The sequence below is a fragment of the Bacteroides sp. AN502(2024) genome (assembly GCF_041227145.1).
In the GTDB taxonomy this organism is placed as follows: domain Bacteria; phylum Bacteroidota; class Bacteroidia; order Bacteroidales; family Bacteroidaceae; genus Bacteroides.
In genome coordinates this window covers 3,364,456-3,383,199 of the sequence record NZ_JBGFSP010000003.1, presented here as the reverse complement: position 1 = coordinate 3,383,199, position 18,744 = coordinate 3,364,456, and the positions used below count along the sequence as shown (strand labels likewise).

The 18,744-nt window shown below is 45.1% G+C and carries 13 protein-coding genes; 4 read left to right on the top strand and 9 right to left on the bottom strand.

Annotation, left to right across the window (positions count from 1 at the left end; genetic code table 11):
- Positions 1-44: 44 nt before the first annotated feature.
- From AB9N12_RS13235 to AB9N12_RS13205, 7 genes are all read right to left on the bottom strand, one after another.
- A complete protein-coding gene (locus tag AB9N12_RS13235; RefSeq protein ID WP_369892494.1) occupies positions 45-2,975 on the bottom strand; it encodes a GH92 family glycosyl hydrolase in 2,931 nt (976 codons plus the stop codon).
- A gap of 125 nt (positions 2,976-3,100) precedes the next feature.
- Complete coding sequence (locus AB9N12_RS13230; protein ID WP_369892493.1) at positions 3,101-3,916, bottom strand: hypothetical protein; 816 nt, start codon at positions 3,914-3,916, stop codon at positions 3,101-3,103.
- A gap of 15 nt (positions 3,917-3,931) precedes the next feature.
- Positions 3,932-4,768: an endonuclease/exonuclease/phosphatase family protein gene (locus tag AB9N12_RS13225; protein ID WP_369892492.1), complete on the bottom strand. Its 837-nt coding sequence runs from the start codon at positions 4,766-4,768 to the stop codon at positions 3,932-3,934.
- An 18-nt stretch (positions 4,769-4,786) separates the two neighbouring features.
- Positions 4,787-6,382, bottom strand: coding sequence for a RagB/SusD family nutrient uptake outer membrane protein (locus tag AB9N12_RS13220; protein WP_369892885.1), 1,596 nt, complete (start codon positions 6,380-6,382; stop codon positions 4,787-4,789).
- A gap of 32 nt (positions 6,383-6,414) precedes the next feature.
- Positions 6,415-9,576, bottom strand: coding sequence for a SusC/RagA family TonB-linked outer membrane protein (locus tag AB9N12_RS13215; RefSeq protein WP_369892491.1), 3,162 nt, complete (start codon positions 9,574-9,576; stop codon positions 6,415-6,417).
- Positions 9,577-9,674: 98 nt separating this feature from the next.
- Positions 9,675-10,499, bottom strand: a complete 825-nt coding sequence (locus AB9N12_RS13210) for an ROK family protein (protein ID WP_369892490.1) — start codon at positions 10,497-10,499, stop codon at positions 9,675-9,677.
- Between the two features lie 113 nt (positions 10,500-10,612).
- Positions 10,613-11,632, bottom strand: coding sequence for a phosphatidylinositol-specific phospholipase C (locus AB9N12_RS13205; protein WP_369892489.1), 1,020 nt, complete (start codon positions 11,630-11,632; stop codon positions 10,613-10,615).
- Positions 11,633-11,930: 298 nt separating this feature from the next.
- On the opposite strand from AB9N12_RS13205, the gene AB9N12_RS13200 reads away from it, so the two are divergent.
- Positions 11,931-14,120, top strand: a complete 2,190-nt coding sequence (locus AB9N12_RS13200) for a glutamine synthetase III (RefSeq protein ID WP_369892488.1) — start codon at positions 11,931-11,933, stop codon at positions 14,118-14,120.
- Between the two features lie 408 nt (positions 14,121-14,528).
- Here the strand turns inward: AB9N12_RS13200 and AB9N12_RS13195 are convergent, their stop codons facing one another.
- Positions 14,529-15,371 carry an IS3 family transposase gene (locus AB9N12_RS13195; protein WP_369889013.1) on the bottom strand — a complete coding sequence of 281 codons (843 nt, stop codon included), beginning with the start codon at positions 15,369-15,371 and terminating at the stop codon, positions 14,529-14,531.
- 35 nt (positions 15,372-15,406) lie between these two features.
- Positions 15,407-15,784 (bottom strand): hypothetical protein, encoded by a 378-nt coding sequence (locus AB9N12_RS13190; protein WP_369889012.1) that lies wholly within the window; start codon positions 15,782-15,784, stop codon positions 15,407-15,409.
- A gap of 415 nt (positions 15,785-16,199) precedes the next feature.
- Here AB9N12_RS13190 and AB9N12_RS13185 point away from each other — a divergent pair, with 415 nt between their 5' ends.
- The 3 genes from AB9N12_RS13185 to AB9N12_RS13175 all read left to right on the top strand — a co-directional run bounded on the left by AB9N12_RS13185 (position 16,200) and on the right by AB9N12_RS13175 (position 18,719).
- Positions 16,200-16,901 (top strand): Crp/Fnr family transcriptional regulator, encoded by a 702-nt coding sequence (locus AB9N12_RS13185; protein ID WP_369892487.1) that lies wholly within the window; start codon positions 16,200-16,202, stop codon positions 16,899-16,901.
- 34 nt (positions 16,902-16,935) lie between these two features.
- The gene (locus AB9N12_RS13180) at positions 16,936-17,490 is read left to right on the top strand and encodes an RNA polymerase sigma-70 factor (RefSeq protein ID WP_369892486.1); all 555 of its coding nucleotides are present in this window, start codon (positions 16,936-16,938) and stop codon (positions 17,488-17,490) included.
- Between the two features lie 68 nt (positions 17,491-17,558).
- A complete protein-coding gene (locus tag AB9N12_RS13175; RefSeq protein ID WP_369892485.1) occupies positions 17,559-18,719 on the top strand; it encodes a FecR family protein in 1,161 nt (386 codons plus the stop codon).
- Positions 18,720-18,744 lie beyond the last annotated feature (25 nt).

Sequence of the window (18,744 nt, the reverse complement as noted above, 5' to 3'; positions counted from 1 at the left end):
TTGTTTATTCGTTTATTACAGTTTCTTCGAGCCCTTTATCCGCCTCATTTCAGATACAAAGCCGATGCCGGAATGGGCGTGAACTCATTGGCGGATGGCAGTTGCCAAGCCCAACTGAGGTGTTCGCCCTCATAATCCTCAAAATAATAGAGTTTATAGGCATGGAAACCTTTCCGCAAGGCAATACGTCCGGTAGCAGGGATGGCGGCATGTGAACCGTCATTATCCGCCACGCGTTGGTTGTCGATGTAGAGGACACTACCATCATCCGACCGGGTTTGGAAGGTGTAGACGCCATCTTCAGGAACAAGGATCAGTCCGGAGAAGATGTATCCGAAGTGATCTGCCCGCTTAGCACCCGCAATGGAAGGCTCGGGCAGAATACCGGTTTCCTTTAAAGGCTTTGATTCCATGTCTGCCACCCGCTGATAAATTCCCTCGTAATATTGATATACGGTACCGTGACGAGTTGGATTGACCGAGAGACAGGCTTTCAGTTCTGCTTTAGTGGCTTCGATAGACAGGATACGACTGGGGCGGAATCCCTCTTTGAATCCGAGGGCTTTCACCGTTACGGTATGGTCGACCTCGAACGGTCCGGTGTAAAGCGGGGAAGAGATGGTAGGCTCACTGCCATCCAGCGTATAGCGTATTTCCGCTCCTTCGGTAGCAGTCGACAAGGCAACCGTGACACGATCCATGAAGAGATTCAAGTCTTTGTCTACGTAAGGGATGGATACCACTTTCTCTCGTGTATAAGAATAGGGAGCAGACGATGGAGAAACGCCACGGTTTCGGTCAGGCGAATCAGTCAAGGTGAAACGGAGTTCACCGCCCGCCATCAATTCCTCGTAAGTAACAAAATTAGTGTCTATGGGCTTGCCGTTGAGTTCCACCTTACTGATATAGTTGTTTTTCTTCGGATGATTGGCAAGGATGGTCAGTGTCTTTCCATTCGCCAACTTAACAGTCGCTTTCCCGAACAAAGGTGTGGTGAGTACAAACTCATTGCTTCCCGGACAAACGGAATAACATCCCAAAGCCGACAGGATGTACCAAGCTGACATTTGCCCGCAGTCCTCATTACCGATGATTCCTTCGGGTGTAGGCTTGTACATTTCATGGAGCAATCGGCGCGTCATCTCCTGTGTTTTCCACGGTTGCCCCACGTAGTTGTACAGATAAGCGATGTGGTGGCTCGGCTCATTACCATGTACATACTGTCCGATCAGACCGGTAATATCCGCCAGATCACCCTCTACTCCCGCCTCCATGGTAAAAATGGAATCGAGTGCGGCAATAAATTGTTTCTTGCCGCCAAACAATTGCATCATCCCGTTTACATCGTGCGGGACAAAGAAACGGTATTGCCAAGCAGTGGCTTCCGTATAAGCACGCCCCACCTCCAAGGGATTAAATGGCATCTCCCAATTCCCGTCCATCCGCTTGGGGCGGAAAAAACGAGTGGCTCCATCAAAACCGTTGATATAGTTTTGAGAACGCTCTATATAGGTACGGTAAACATCCTCTTTACCCATTGCCTGTGCCATACGTGCGATGCACCAGTCGTCGTATGCAAACTCCAGCAGACAGGAAATGGATTCTTTCTTGATGTTGGATGGGATAAAACCGTGTTGGATGTAGTAATCCGCTCCTTTTTTGTTTTTCCCGGATGAAACCATCATGGCCTGCAAGGCTTTTTCAGCATCAAAGCCTCTGATTCCCTTCAAGTAGGCATCTGCGATAACAGAAGCCGAATGGTATCCGATCATGGTACCTGTCTCTCCGGCAGAAAGCGGCCAGACAGGCAGCTCGCCCGAAGCATCGTAAATATCGAGAAATGAACGGATCATATTATTGACCAGTGCAGTATCGAGCAGTGTCATCAGGGGATTCCACGCACGAAAAGTATCCCATAGAGAGAAAGTGGAGTATTGCACTTCGCCTTTCGCCAACCGCCTCACCTCCATATTGTGCCGGCGATATTCACCATTGGCATCGTTCACAATATTCGGCACGACCATCGCATGATACATAGCGGTATAGAAGTTCTTCAACTCTTCCGTACTTCCACCCTCCACGGTAATCGCTGAAAGAGCCTGTCGCCAAGCGCCGCGGGCGGCAGCGCACACGTTGTCAAAATCGTAATCTTTCACTTCAGCCTCGAGATTCTCACGGGCATTATCCGTGCTGACGATGGATAGTCCGACTTTAGCGACAACGGGTTCACGGTCTTTGTCGTCAAACGTAAGAACTGCCTGCAAGTCCGTGCCGGTCAATTCAGACTCGGCAGAAATCATCTTTCCATCTTTCACAAAACCGACGGATTGAAAAGGTTTCGAGAACCGGGCGACAAAATAAACATATTGGTTATCCGTCCAGCCTCCGGTTTTCCTCATTCCCGCAATCTCATTGGAAGATGTCTGTTCTAAACAAGCTTCATAAATGGTTTCATTATCAAGCAGGTGAGCCAAATCAATGACAACCGAGGCTGGTTTTCCGGATGGAAAAGTATATCGGTGCATACCGACATGAGCGGTCGCTGTCAACTCTGCCTTTATCCCTTCATCTTTCAGCAACACCGAGTAATATCCGGGTGAAGCCTTTTCGTCTTTGTGGGAGAAAGCCGCCGGTCGGCAAATGCTCCCTTCCGCAGTTAAGTCAGGTCTTTGAGTGGTGGGACGGAATAAGATGTCGCCCAGATCGATACATCCCGTTCCGCTCAGATGTGTATGCGAAAACCCTTTGAGGGTTGTATCCTCATAATGGTATCCCGCGCAAGCATCCCAATTTCCGGCGCGGGTATCAGGACTTAATTGTACCCCTCCGAAAGGGACTGTCGCACCCGGATAGGTATGTCCATGGAAACCCGTACCGATGAAAGGATCTACATAATCAACGGGCGATTGTTCGGTAAAAGTGCAAGCACTAACCAAGAATAGAATGAAAGTATAAATGGCAAACCGCGGTTTCATCCGGCTATCAGTTTAAAGCATTTGTTCGTTAACATGATTTTATTACAGGAGACAAAGGTAAGAAAATTCCGCAAGGATCGGCACATTCCTAAGAAAAGCCAATCCTTGCGGGAATACTCATCGGTTTATTCGACGCTTGCCTCTATGGACAAACAGAATGCGTTCAAATCGCTGTCTACAGAGGTTTTTGTCATTTCACGCAGCACCCATGTTTTCTTACCTAACATAAATATGGAATACTCGGTATCCGCATTTTTGGTCACTTCCGTAAATGTGTAATCGGTAATCCGCTCCGCCGCGGCTTTAAGCGGTTCCAACAAATCCGTCTTGACCGTTCCTATAACCAGTCCCTCGTAAGCATTACCGGACAAAGTCTTGAACGCCATTTCCGCGGCGTCAATCTGTTTCTTTGAATCGAATCGCACGGTAGTAAACGGCACCGGGATAAGTATGGGGTCAGCCGCGATTGAAGCGACCTGAACCGGTACATATTTCAAGAAGCAATCGTCCGTCACCTTAAAACTATATTCGGAATTTATCTTATGATTGAACAAGATGGTAGATCCCTCAAATGCCGTGCTTCCTCCCTCGGAGATCATTCGATTCAAGGCGTAACAAGAAAAACGAGCGGTAGAAAAAGCCAAATCGGTGGATACATTGTATAAATTCATCTGTACGTCTGTTCTGTCTACCACTCCAAGACCGCATGCCTTTCCCTTACTGTTAAAGAAGTCGGAAACCGGTGCGATATTATAAACTCCCTTATCCGCCAATGTGGTCAGATAGTAAACCTGAATGGTCTTGTTTTTATTCCAGCCATCTTGGTTCTGATTGGTTGTCTGATTGACATTGCCAACCCCCCACTCCTCCTTGATACAGGAGACTGTTACTGCGACATTCAATCCCAGCAGAGCAAAAATATATAAAAAGCGTTTTTTCATATCGACATATTTTTGTTATTTTATCAATTCTATTTCAGAGTAAAGAATCCAATGGTCGGACAACTCCTTACCGTCTTTATCATAAGGAGCTATGGTTTTGCTGCCGACCAATTTCCAATGCGCCTTACTCCCCAGAATATAATCAATCTTGGAGATTCCCTCATAAGTCCCTTCGTCACCATCGAGTCGTTCGAATTTGGTCAACAGCTCGGTCAGTTCACCGGAACCCGGTCCGGCATTCATATCACCCGCCAGAATGACCGGAGTACGAGTATCCGCAATCTTGTCTGAAACGAGTACCTTCACCTGTTCCATCCGGCCTCCCACATGATCCAAATGGCTGACTGCGACTCTGATTTGAACCGAAGGCGACAACAAGACATCGACTGCCAACACGCTGCGCTGGTCGGCGGAAGAAGCCGGTCGCGGCAACTGAAGAGAGAGTGAGTTCATAACCGGATATTTGCTCAGAATGGCATTTCCATAAAGTTCATTCTCGGAGAAGGTATAATCCGTTTCCGGAAGTTTGCCGTCTTTGTTGCTCAGATTATAAGAATAGCCGAAAATACCGAACATGGCAAGCTGATTGCCCAGTTCCTGAACCACATCCCTGTATTTGCCATTCAACTGCATCCGCGAGCTCCTGTTTTCGACCTCGTTCAAACAAATAATGTCAGCGTCGAGCGTGCGCAAGACTTCGGCATAAGGAGCAATATTGAAATCGGGTTCAAATGAACGGACATTGAAAGACACTACTTTCAGGCGTATATTTTCCTGAGCATGATTTTTTACGACAGGCGCAAACAGCACCGACAGAAATGCCGCAATAAATAAACAATACTTATTTTTCATATCAATAACTTATATAAATCAATAACCCAAATTTTGTTCCAGACGCTTGCTTTTGGCAACTTCCGCAGACGGAATAGGAAAAACATGATTCACTTTAGGATTAAAGTTGCGTGCCGGCCATATCTCTATTTCTTCGACATGACTGAACGTATCATCGTCTTTCAAAACGGTTTTCACACCATGCAAAGGCTTCGCATACACGCTTTGCGCATCGCCCCATCTGACCAGATCGATGTGCCGGCTTGGCTGAAACTCGAAAGCCAGCTCGCAACGGCGTTCGTTCTTCAGTTGGGCTTTGGTGGCCCCCGTGTTTTCAGGTAATCCCGCACGCTTGCGAATCATATTGAGCAATGTCTTGGCTTCGGCATTGCCTTCACCCTGCGACCATATCAATGCTTCCGCCTTCATCAACAAGATATCGGCATAGCGTATCAACACAGTACCCAATACATTACTGGCATTATCCATGTTGGAACTTACCGTTTTACCTATACAATCGGACTCTTCCCACGGGGACATGAACTTGCGGAAAGTCATGCCTGACAAACTTTCCGAACTCCACCTGCCTACCGCATAGGTCACATCGACTCCGACAAACTTGATATGCTCATTCGGGAATAAGATGGTAGCTCCTCTCCGGACATCCCCTTCCTCAAAGGCTTTATACAACTCCAATGTGGGTTGAAAATAGCCCCATGTATTGTAAAGTCCCCATCCTTTGTTTTGAAAGGACATCCCATGGAACTTGGGACCTTCGATGGCATTCCCCAACAAAGAGAAAAGATATTCCCGGCAGAAGTTATTCTCCTCGCGGAACAATCCGGCGTAGTCGGGATACAGTTCGCGTTTATCCGCACCGTCCATTCCCATAACCTTGTCGCAAAATTCGATGACTGTATGATAATATTTCGCGTCATACTGTGCCGCATAAAGGGCGGCACGCGCGGCAAAGGCCCAAGCGGCAGCCTTATGAGGACGCCCGTAGTCTCTCATGTCCAATTGCGAGAAGTAGGGCAACCGTTCGCCTGCCATGCGCATATCCGCGATAATCCGGTCGTAATTGGTCAAGACCGAAGCGGGTCGGGGTTGATCCAACTCTTGTGTCGGCGTTTTTTCGGTAATGACAGGAAGCCCTCCATTAGGGCCATTATCCCCATAAAAAGGCGCTAACCACAAATAGGCGAAGGCGCGATAAAAATAAGCCTGCCCCAGGGCCGTGTTCTTCACTTGTTCAGAGACATCCATACCCGGGACATTTCGCAGTACATCGTTAGCCTTCGCGATCAGCTGAAACATATAAGGCCAGTTATCCTTTGCATCGCGCCCGTTGGAGGCCGACATCTGAAAATCCTTGATTTGGGCAGCCTCAGCCTGCGGCCGGCCGGTCACCAGGTTATCACTGCAATTCTCAAACCACATAAGTCCGCGTCCGGTGACCCCTTCCTTATAGGTAAATTCGTGGAAAGCATCCAATACTTTTTGCACATCGGCCTCAGTTTTCCAGAAGTTCACACTACCTTGCAGCCCATAAGGCTCATGTTGCAGAAAATCCGTGCAACCACAGATTGAAAAGCCGAGAAGTATCGAAAGAACGATTCCTTTGTATATTTTCATGTTCATAATTCCGTTTATTGATTCATTATTCATCAGAAATTAAAATTGACTCCCAAACTAAAGGTACGAGCCACCGGATAAGTACCTCCGTCTATACCGAAATTGCCGACTTCCGGGTCAAAACCCGTATAATCTGTCAGGGTACAAAGATTCTCTCCATTCAAATAAATCCGGAGAGAGCTGCCCGGCAGACCGATTTTCCGCATCACGGAATCGGGAAGCGTATATCCCAACGTCATATTCTTAAGACGCAAATAGCTGCCGTTCTCCAAATAAAAGTCGGAAGCGTTGCTGAAGTTTCCATTCGAGTCGTTCACCAGAGCCAGGCGCGGGATGCCCGAAGCGTTGTTGTAATCCCAGGCATTCAGGATGTCGGACAGCATATTGCCACCTTGCTGTCTGCCGGTGAGCCCCATTTGCTTGAATCCGTTATAAATGGTAGACTTGCCTACTCCCTGGAACTGAATGCTGAAATCAAAGCCCTTATACCTCAGATTTCCTCCGAAGCCAAACGTCAGCTTGGGCAAATAGCTGCCCATGTATTGTTTATCGTCATCATTGATGCGCCCGTCATTATTAAAGTCGACGTATTTGAAATCACCGGGCTTGGCATTCGGCTGAATCAGGCGGGTGATTCCCGTCTCCAGGTCGGTCCATTTAAAATTATTAATTTCTTCCTCATCCCGGAAGATGCCTTCCGTTTTCAGCACATAATAGGAATACCAAGGTTTGCCTACGGTAGAGCGCAAGGGCTTCAAACTGTTTACCACCATGGGATGTTCCATCGTTTCACGACTACCCAGATCGGTCACCTCATTATGCACGGTCGCGATATTGGCATTGAGTCCCACAGTGACATGCCCTATGGTTTTCGTATAATCGGCTCCAATTTCCCAACCTCTGTTCACCACGCTTCCGATATTGCCATAAGGCTCTATCGCGATGCCCGCCACCGATGGTATGGGAACCCGTTCGATGAGGTCTTTTGTCTTTTTATGAAAATAATCCACGGTCAGGTTCAAGGAATTGTCAAACAATCCCATATCCAACCCTACTCCGAGCTGTTCGGTTGTTTCCCATTTCAAGTTCTTCACTCCGATCGAGGAGGCATAGACTCCGCCCTGTACCACATTATCCAGATTCTTTCCATAGATAACGGGCCATTCCATTTCGCTCAGCGGCACATTCCATGAATATCGGGGCACTAAATCGACATTACCTATCTGTCCCCAGCTTCCACGGAGTTTCAGCATGCTGAATACATTCCTCATCGGTTTGAAGAAAGGCTCCGATGATATTTTCCATGAGGCCGAGAACGCCGGGAATATGCCGGAATTATTATCCTTGTAGAGTTTGGAAGTCGCATCTCTGCGGATGCTGGCAGTGAAGAAATAGCGGTCGTCGAACGAATAACCGACCCGTCCGAATACAGACACCATGGACTCTTCCCAGATATTTTCCTGTGGCTTGGTCTTTTTCCAGTCTCCCGCCTGCCCCAAGGTTGTGGAATGCTTGTCTTCCAGTTCGTATCCCGAGGTGTAGAATTTGTCCCACTTATATTTCTCGTACTTCATTGTATATCCCGCCATGGCACTGACATGATGTTTCTCGGCAAACATCTTAGCATAAGTGACCGTCGTTTCCCACAACCAGTTATTATTCCATGTATTGGATATGTCGCGTTCATTCTCATCGGAAGGGCGCCCTATTTCGGGAACTCTGGGAATGAACTCGTCCAGCCGCTCCATATTCAGTCCGGCTGTAAAATCGGACTTGACGGTCAGCCCGGAAACAGGTTTCAATTCGACGGAAGTCGTGGAATAGACAGTAGATGAAGGCCGGTCCTGATTCAGCCGCTGCAACATGGCGACGGGATTGCGTATCTCTCCATACCCGCCTCCGAGTCCCTGCGCCGCAGCCCAACGCGGAACAGTTCCCTGGTATAAAGGTTTTACCGCTTCATCAAAGAGCGGATTCCCCTTCTCGTCGTAATCATGTACAGAGGCTGAACGAGGGAAGAAAACGGCGTTGGACAAGACTCCTTGATGCCCTGTCAGCAAGTTGCCCTGACCATTCTGATACCGGAACGTCACCCGCTCACCGACTTTCAGCCATCGGACGGGTTGGAAATCAACGTTCATTTTCGCCCCGAACTTTTTGCTGTATGTATTTTCCAAGATACCATCCTCTTTGTCATAGGAAAAAGAAGCGAAGCCTTTGACCGCATCGCTACCTCCCGATAAGGAAAGTGCATAGTGTTCTAATGAACCGGTGCGGAATATTTCATCGAGCCAGTCTGTACGGGTAACAGCCCCGTAAGGGAAAAGTTCGGAATCGGCCTCATTGGGCAACTTCCCGCCATACCATTTGGTGGCATCCGCCCAAACCCGGTTATACTGTTCCGCCGTCAACACCGAAGGAAGCCTCCAGGCATTTTTCATGCTCTTGGAAATATTCACATTAACCTTGAGTTTACCCGCGGCGGCCTGCTTGGTGGTTATCACGACAACACCTCCCGAACCGACACTGGCACCATAAATGGCAGCGGAAGCGGCATCCTTCAAGACCGAGATCGTTTCCACATCCTCCATGTTGAAAGGAGCGCCGGGTACTCCGTCGACCACGTACAGAACCGCATCGCCACTGGAGTAGTCATCATCGGTGCCGCGCGAGCCGCGTCCGCGAATCGATAATGTAGATTTCGCCAAAGGGTCGCCGCCGTTGGACTGAATCATCACTCCCGGCATACGGCCTTGCAGATAAGAACCCAGATTGGCGGGACGGCTTTTCAATGACTGATCCACCTTGACGGTAGAGACCGCCGTCGACAAGTCTTGCTTGCGAGTGCTGCCATACCCTATGACCACGACCTCATCGATCTGTTTCGAATCATCTTCCAAAGTGATTACCAAAGCTTTCGATGAAACGCCGACTTCTTTGGTCTTATATCCTATATAACTGACCACCAGCACGTCATTACCGCCTGCCGACAGGCTGAAATTACCATCGAGATCCGTTATCACCCCGACCGTGCCTCCCTTCACCACAATGTTGGCGCCGATAATAGGATCGCCCGCAACATCCTTCACAGCCCCTTTCACCGGAAATTGTTGCGCATAACTATCCACCGACAAGAACGCCCCCCAAATAAGAAGCAAGGTTGTCTTAATAAAAACGACATTCAACTGTTTCATGCATTTAAAATTTAAAGTTTATAATATTGATCATTTTAAATCTACCCAAAGGCTACAAGACAGAACTATATATAAGCTACAAATAGACTATGTTTCGATTACTTTATCAGAACAGAAGCTCCCAACAAATTTGCATCTTTCTGATGCGAGACTCTCACGTCGACCCTGTCCAATATGGTTTTATAAGGAAAACTCTGCATCGAATTCTCCATAGCTTCTTTAAATAAAGGAAAAGCCGATGCAATACCTCCCCCCAGAATGATAGCCTGTGGAGCATACACTAAAAGAATTGCTTTCATAAGATTACCCAAATGGGTTCCAAATTCTTTCCACATTTCCAATACTGCCCGGTCTCCGGCATTTGCCTTTTCAGCAGCTTCAGCACCGGTAGTATGATAACGTTTAAAAAAGAAACTGCTACAATACTGCTCAAAGTCGGAATCTAAATATGGCAACATTCCTATTTCACCTGCCCCCATAAATTCGCCGCCATAGAGACGATGATCAATGATGACACCCGCCCCGATACCGGTTCCTATGGTCACTCCTACCATATTGGCATAAGACTGTCCCTCACCGAATATTTTTACCCCCAAAGTAAAACAATTAGAATCGTTGTTGACGACAACAGGCACTCTGAATTTCCTCTCCAAAGTCTCTTTCAAACGGACTTCCTTCCAAGAGGATATATTTGTGACATTATAAACAACTCCTTTTTCCGAATCGACAACAGAAGGAACACCTATGCCAATGCCTTCGACATACTCATTCATCACATTATCAATAAGTTGAGATAGTAAATTAAGAATCACGGAAGCATCTTGCTGCGCCGGACAGTCGACTGATATCTTTTTAAGACATCTACCATTTTCCACTTGTGCTATCCGAACATGAGTTCCACCTAAATCTATTGACAGTTTCATAGTATTACACTTTTTTATTTTCAATTATAGACAAATGTAAGAATTGGACATCCTTTGTAAAGTACTAAATGCGTATAATATTCTTCACTTTGCGCATTTCTGCTAAAAGAACTTTATATGTTTGCCTCGGTAGAATAGCCTCCCTTGATATTGCTTACAATTAAATATTCCACCAGTTCTTTACCGCCTTTATCATTCATAAAATCAATAAAAACAATGCCGCAGTTTCGTTTACATTCCTGCTTCAAATAGTCTGCTACAGGTTGATTTATTTGATCTGCAAAGATTTTAGGTGTCCCCAAAAGCAGTCCGGTTGCACTGACAAAGCTAATACCCCATTTACATGAAGAGGAGGTCCGGCCGGACACTGCATCAATATGACGGATAATTGTCTTTATTTTCTTTCTGGCATCTTTGCCTGACTCATATTGATACTCATCTTGAAGTAACACATGCCCTTCTTTTCCATCTTTATTGCAAAGAATAAGCAGACAGGTTTTATTATCTTCCCAACCTACACAAGCAGCACCCGGATAATTAATCATTGCAGAATCCCTATGCAAAAAAAGAATCTTTCCGCGACAGTCTTTCAATGTCAGTTCAGGGTGGAAATCAGTTACGAAATAATCTCGATATACAGAATTACTTAAAGAAGCAGACACCAAAGACGCATAATCCTGCAACTCTCCCCCTTCCTTTTTCAATGAGACAATCAATGTTTCAGAAGGATATGCCTGCAAAAAAGAAATGAAAGCGGGCAAAACATCATCTTCCCAATATAGATCCTGAAAAGCATAACTATGGAAGATTCCTAATTTATTATTTTTCTTTTCCAAACGGATATCAAAAGCGCGAATTCCCAACTGCAACTGGACAGGAATGGTTACAGACTGCGTTTTCAACATATCTCCACCTTTAATAGCGCCACTGTCATGCGTACCGGGAATGGATATTTTGCACATTAACAGCGTATCATGAAGACACTTCATCCACGTTATTTTTTCCGCACTACCATCCAACCACATACTCGTTTCGGTACATTGAGGAGCGGCCTCACTGCATAAGCTCTGAAAAACTAATACAGATATGGTCAAAACTAATACATGACACATTCGTGAAAATTTTCGCTCCATAATATATTACTTAATAGGTTATAATAAGCGCAAAGCTATAAGGTTCATTTTTCTTATCTATTCTCAATTGCGTATTTAGTTCTTCATTTTGCGTAAACATTTTCCCCAATTACAATCAGTAAAGACAGATACCCATCGTTATATAGTAAAAGTATGATAGCTGTTTTTCATTATATGACGGGGAGGGACATTATCCACAAAAAACAAACTATTTCTAAAAATACCCCCTCAGAAACAGGGGCATTTTCAGAAAAAACATATAATTTTGCGCCATCAACCGATAAAAAACAGACCACTTATGTCAAAAATGCGTTTCTTTGCTTTACAAGAGCTTTCCAACCGGAAGCCTCTGGAAGTGATTGCCCCTTCCAACAAACTCTCTGATTATTATGGTAGCCACGTGTTCGACCGCAAGAAGATGCAAGAGTATCTTCCCAAGGAAGCCTACAAAGCTGTAATCGACGCTATCGAAAAAGGAACACCTATCAGCCGTGAAATAGCAGATTTGATTGCCAACGGCATGAAAAACTGGGCTAAGTCTCTTAACGTCACTCACTACACACATTGGTTCCAACCTCTGACAGACGGAACAGCCGAGAAACATGACGGTTTTATCGAATTCGGCGAAGATGGCGGAGTGATCGAACGCTTCTCCGGAAAACTGCTGATCCAACAAGAGCCGGATGCCTCTTCTTTCCCCAACGGCGGTATCCGCAACACTTTCGAGGCACGAGGATATACCGCCTGGGATGTTTCTTCACCGGCATTCGTAGTGGATACCACCCTTTGTATCCCCACTATTTTCATCTCTTATACAGGTGAAGCCCTGGATTATAAAACTCCATTGTTGAAAGCACTTGCCGCCGTAGACAAAGCAGCAACGGAAGTCTGCCAGCTATTCGACAAGAATATCACACGCGTATATGCTAATTTAGGATGGGAACAGGAATATTTTCTTGTAGATTCTTCCTTATATAATGCACGTCCCGACCTCTGCCTGACAGGAAGGACACTGATGGGACACTCTTCTGCCAAAGACCAACAGCTGGAAGACCATTATTTCGGCTCCATCCCTCCACGCGTCACCGCATTTATGAAAGAACTCGAAATCGAGTGCCACAAACTGGGTATTCCCGCCAAAACCCGCCACAACGAAGTAGCTCCCAACCAATTCGAGTTGGCACCTATCTTTGAAAACTGCAACCTTGCCAACGACCACAACCAACTTGTCATGGATCTGATGAAGCGTATCGCAAAGAAGCATCATTTCAATGTACTCTTGCACGAAAAGCCATATAGCGGGGTAAACGGTTCGGGCAAGCACAACAACTGGTCACTCTGCACAGACACCGGCATCAATCTGTTCGCACCCGGAAAGAACCCGAAAGGGAATATGCTATTCCTCACTTTTCTAGTGAACGCCTTAATGATGGTTTATAAGAACCAGGATTTATTGCGCGCCTCCATCATGAGCGCTAGCAACAGCTATCGTTTGGGAGCCAATGAAGCTCCCCCCGCCATCCTCTCTTGCTTCCTGGGTTCACAACTCTCGTCCACTCTCGATGAAATTGTCCGCCAGGTAGGAAATGAGAAAATGACACCGGAAGAGAAAACCACACTGAAATTAGGTATCGGACGTATCCCCGAAATTTTGCTGGACACCACCGACCGCAACCGCACCTCTCCTTTCGCATTCACCGGAAACCGATTCGAATTCCGTGCCGCAGGTTCTTCTTCCAACTGTGCCGCCTCCATGATTGCAATCAATGCGGCCATGGCAAACCAGCTGAACGAATTCCGTGCATCGGTAGAAAAACTAATGGAAGAAGGAGTAGGCAAAGATGAGGCCATCTTCCGCCTGCTGAAAGAAACGATTATTGCCTCCGAACCGATTCGTTTTGAAGGAGACGGGTATTCCGAAGAATGGAAACAAGAGGCTGCATGCCGAGGGCTGACTAATATCTGCCACGTACCGGAAGCCTTGATGCACTATATTGACAACCAATCCAAATCGGTGCTTATCGGTGAACGTATCTTCAACGAAACCGAATTGAACAGCCGCTTAGAAGTGGAACTGGAGAAGTACACCATGAAGGTGCAAATCGAAGGTCGTGTATTGGGCGACCTCGCTATCAATCACATCGTTCCCACCGCCGTAGCCTATCAGAACCGGTTGCTAGAAAATCTTCGCGGACTGAAAGAAATATTCCCGGCTGAAGAATACGAAATATTGAGTGCTGACCGTAAAGAACTGATTCGTGAGATCTCACACCGAGTCACTTCCATCAAAATACTCGTGCGGGAAATGACCGAAGCAAGAAAAACAGCCAACCACATGGAAAACTACAAAGAAAGGGCATTCGCGTACGAAGAAAAGGTACGCCCGTATCTCGATCAAATCCGTGACCACATCGACCATCTGGAAATGGAAGTAGACGACGAAATATGGCCGTTACCTAAATATAGGGAACTGTTGTTTACCAAATAAGACATTTTGCACGGAAATGTTCTGACATCTGCGATTTGTTTCAAAGTGTTTCAAGCAATTGAAACACTTTGTTCCAAGCCGCAAAACACTTTGTTTCAAGCCGCAGAACACTTTGTTTCAAGCCGCAGAACACTTTGTTTCAAGCCGCAAAACACTTTGTTCCAAGCCGCGAAACACTTTGTTTCAAGCCGCAAAACAAAAACTGCATGACTTATACTAGAAATGGTTGTCACTTTTAGAGGCTAGTTACTAAATAAGTTGTCACATTCTGTTATTCATAACTAAAACAGTTGTTAGTTTCTTCCCTTTGCTCCTAAGATAGTTGTCATACGTAAAAACAATGGACAAATCTGAGTGTGCTCGGGCTCTCGGTATCGCAAATATAGTATTTATTTATCATATGGAACCTTATTTTTTCCACAATGATTTTCCCGGCACCTCTCCATGATATACGTCCATGGGTTTTTTCATACCTATGCTCATATGTGGTCGTCCATTATTATAGAAGTCAATCATTCGCGTAATCTGCTCCCGTGCCATCTCTTTATCCCTGAACAGCGACATGCCGTATATCCATTCCGTTTTCAGGATGCCATTCATCCTTTCTGCTACCGCATTGTCCGTCGGGTTGTAATCTTCAGTCATGCTCACACGTATATGATGAGTGACCAGTGTGTCGATATAGGCATCGCAGGCATACTGTACCCCCCGGTCGGAATGGTGGATTGTGCCGCAAAGATTGCCACCTCCGGCCTCATTGATGGCCTGTTCCAGTGCCTGTAGCGTATATTCGGCATGCAAACTGGGAGAGAGCACCCATCCTAAAACGGCATGTGAGTACATGTCCGTTACAAGATGGAGGTAGCATACGCCACCTTCAATCCAGATGTAAGTGATGTCACATACCCAGATATGGTTCGGGTATTGTGCCGTTACCCCCTTGATCAGATTCGGATACTTCTTGTAAAGATGGTGGGAGTCCGTCGTATGCCTGGGTTTCTTCGGGGGCAGCATAAGGCGTTCCGAACGCAGCAGATGAAGGAAGGCATCCCGCCCTCCGGTTATCTCGCTTCCATAAAGGGAGCGGAGCTCATGGTATAATTTCAAACCACCGATGCCCGGAGCCTTTGAGCGGTAGAAGAAGACGGCATCCAAGATGGCTGTTCTGATCTGATGACGCGACAAAAGATTTTTTTTCTTTTTGTAATAGGCCTGGGAAGACATGCCAAACAGTCCGCAAAGGGTTTTCACACTGATGTGAGGAAACTCTTCACGAAGGCCGGTGACTATTTGGCACCATCTTTTTTTAAGATGGAAATCCCTTCTTCTCTTTCTGTGAGTTCAATCAGTCTTTCAAAGGCATGGGAACGAAGTTTTTCAAGTTCCAAAGCCTTTCTCAGACGCAAATTTTCCGCTTCAAGAAGTTCTTCTTTAGATTTTGATTTTGGATTCTTTTTCATTTGAAGATCTGACAGAAGTTCGGGGGACAAAGATAAGGAATCCGAATCAATTGCATAACACTTTTGCCAACGCAGAATATAAGTATGGTTGGGTAAACCCCATTTCTTGGCAGTAGCAAACATTGACAAACCGCTACTGAAGTAATCACGGAGAACTTCCAATTTGAAAGTCTCAGAATAAATCTTACGAGATAATTTAGACATAATTTTTCTTTTTTTATGTCTCTAAAAAGGTGTCAACCTAAATCCGTATAAGACAGCATGACTTATAACATGTAGTTTTATCAAAAAATAGGCGGTGATAGGTGACAGATAAGGGTGATAGGTTGTTATTAACCTATCACCGCTCTGTAAACACGATTAATAAAGGGGTTCAGAAAGACGGTGATAGGTTGAAAGAGGATTTTCATTTTTATCTATGAGAGAGCCGTGTATCTCACTGCCCAAAATTCGATCGGACTCAGCCTCTGTGCTCGCTATAAAACAAGAGTATTCTTCAGAGAACAAACACTTTTTAAATGAAAGAGCCGTGTCTTTCGTGCAATCTTTTTATAGATTCGTTCGTTTTTTCATTTTTTCTTTCTACTTTTGTGCTGTATAACACAGTTTTGTAGCACTCATGGTAAAAATAAATATGTCAGACATTGATATTTCGGAACCATTATCCGATATGTTAGCTCCTCTAAATAACGAACAAAGGGAGTTTCTGATAAATAATTATACGATACAAACCTACAAAAAGAATGAAACCATCTATTGCGAAGGGGAGACGCCTTCTCATTTGATGTGTCTCATCAGTGGTAAAGTGAAAATCTTCAAAGATGGTGTGGGGGGAAGAAGTCAGATTATCCGCATGATTAAACCACACGAATACTTTGCCTATCGTGCTTATTTTGCCAAACAGGATTTTGTGACCGCAGCAGCAGCTTTCGAGCCCTCCGTTATTTGCCTGATTCCGATGAGTGCCATCACGACTCTGATTGCCCAAAATAATGATTTGGCCATGTTCTTCATCCGCCAACTCTCCATCGACTTGGGTATCTCTGACGAACGTACCGTCAATCTGACACAAAAGCATATTCGTGGACGCTTGGCCGAATCACTCATTTTCTTGAAAGAGAACTATGGTCTTGAAGAAGATGGTTCCACTTTGAGCATTTATCTTTCACGTGAAGATCTAGCCAATCTTTCCAATATGACTACTTCGAACGCTATCCGTACATTGTCGCAATTCGCTACGGAACGACTGATAACTATCGATGGAAGAAAAATCAAAATCATCGAAGAAGAAAAGTTGAAGAAAATCAGTAAAATCGGGTAAGAGAGTTCATAGACCAATCACTCCAGCCTAAATAGTGAATATACATATAAAAAATATAATTGCAGACATAAAACGTGGTAACAAACAGGCTTTCAAAAAGCTATTTGATGACTACTATCCTACTCTTTGTGTTTTCTCATCCCACTATATCGATGACAAAGAGGTTTGCAAAGATATCGTACAAGATGCATTGTTGGCTTATTGGGAGCGAAAAGAAGATTTTGATGACATTCTGAAAGTAAAGAGCTTCCTCTATACCGTCACCCGGAATAAATGCCTGAATCATCTCAAACATGAACAGTTGGATATTTCAGATTTTCCGGAACAAGAAGAGTTTGACAGCGGTTTTGAAGCTGCAATTATCGAACAAGAAACTTTCCTCATAGTTCGCAAAGCGGTAGAAGAATTGCCTACCCAAATGCGAAATGTCATCGTATACTCCATGAAAGGTTTAAAAAATCATGAGATTGCTGACAAATTGCAAATTTCAGAGGGCACTGTCCATACGTTAAAGAAATTCGCCTATCGCAAACTTCGCGAAAGCCTCAAAGGTATAAATTACGCCTTATTACTACTTTTATGCAAATAAAATAACTTTTTGATTACCCCGTTTTCTCGATTGGATTGTTATAGCTATATAACAAAGTAAGAAAAAGGATGAATTCATTCAAAGAAAAATTTAAAATTGCAAAAATCTTAGCTTCCTTATTTACCCATTCGTCTACCCCCGAAGAGGAAAAGAACTATCGCGCATGGTTGGATGAAAGTCCTGAGCATCAAAAGATAGCCGACCGGATATTAAACAAAGAGACGTACGAAGAAAACAGTCGGTTAATAAAAAGTTTCTCTTCACACAAAGCGTGGGAGAAAGTCTATCCGCTATTAGAAAGAGAAAAAACATTCAGTCAGCTTTTATGGAAAAAGGGGCTAAAATATGCTGCCTTTATCCTGCTTCTGATAATACCTGCCTCCTACCTTATATATGATTGGACAACCGAGGAGCCAATCGGTGAAATCACTCCGGGAACAAGGGGTGGCGAGATCACTTTAAGCAATGGAAACACATTAAGAATTCCCGACGGAGTCCTTCCGGAAGGAGCTACCGAAGTATTTGTTATCGAACCCAAAGGTATAAATTACCAGACACCGGCCAACAAGCCGCAAGTGAAAGAAATCAAGAACACTCTCCGTACACTGCATGGTATGGAGTGTCACATTGTCCTTTCGGATGGAACGAAAGTGCATCTGAATGCAGAATCTCAACTGACTTATCCGATTTGTTTCAGCAATAAGGAGCGGATCGTACAGGTTGAAGGTGAAGCCTATTTCGATGTTGCTCCGGACAAAGCACATCCATTCATCGTGCAAACGCCGCATACCTCCATCCGGGTGACAGGAACCTCTTTCAATGTAAGGGCCTATGCAGATGAAGAGACGGAAAGCACTACGCTAATCAGCGGAAACGTGAAAATCAGCAGTGGAAATGAAATTTTTGAATTGCTCCCCGACCAACACTATACTTATAATCAAAAGACTCATGCCAATACCGTTGCCAACGTAAATACAGAGCTGTATACATCCTGGGAGTCCGGATCATTTATCTTTTTAAATGTTCCTCTTGAGAATGTCATGTCATATCTTTCCAAATGGTACGGATTCCAGTATGCTTTCGAGGACGAAACTGCCAGACAGGTACGAATCGGAGCCTCCCTTAATCGTTACGAAAACATGAACCCGATTATCGACATGATAACAGAATTGAATCTGGTAAACATCAAGCAACGAGAAGGCATCTTGCATATTTCCTATAAACAGTAATAATACATAATATAACTAACGCATT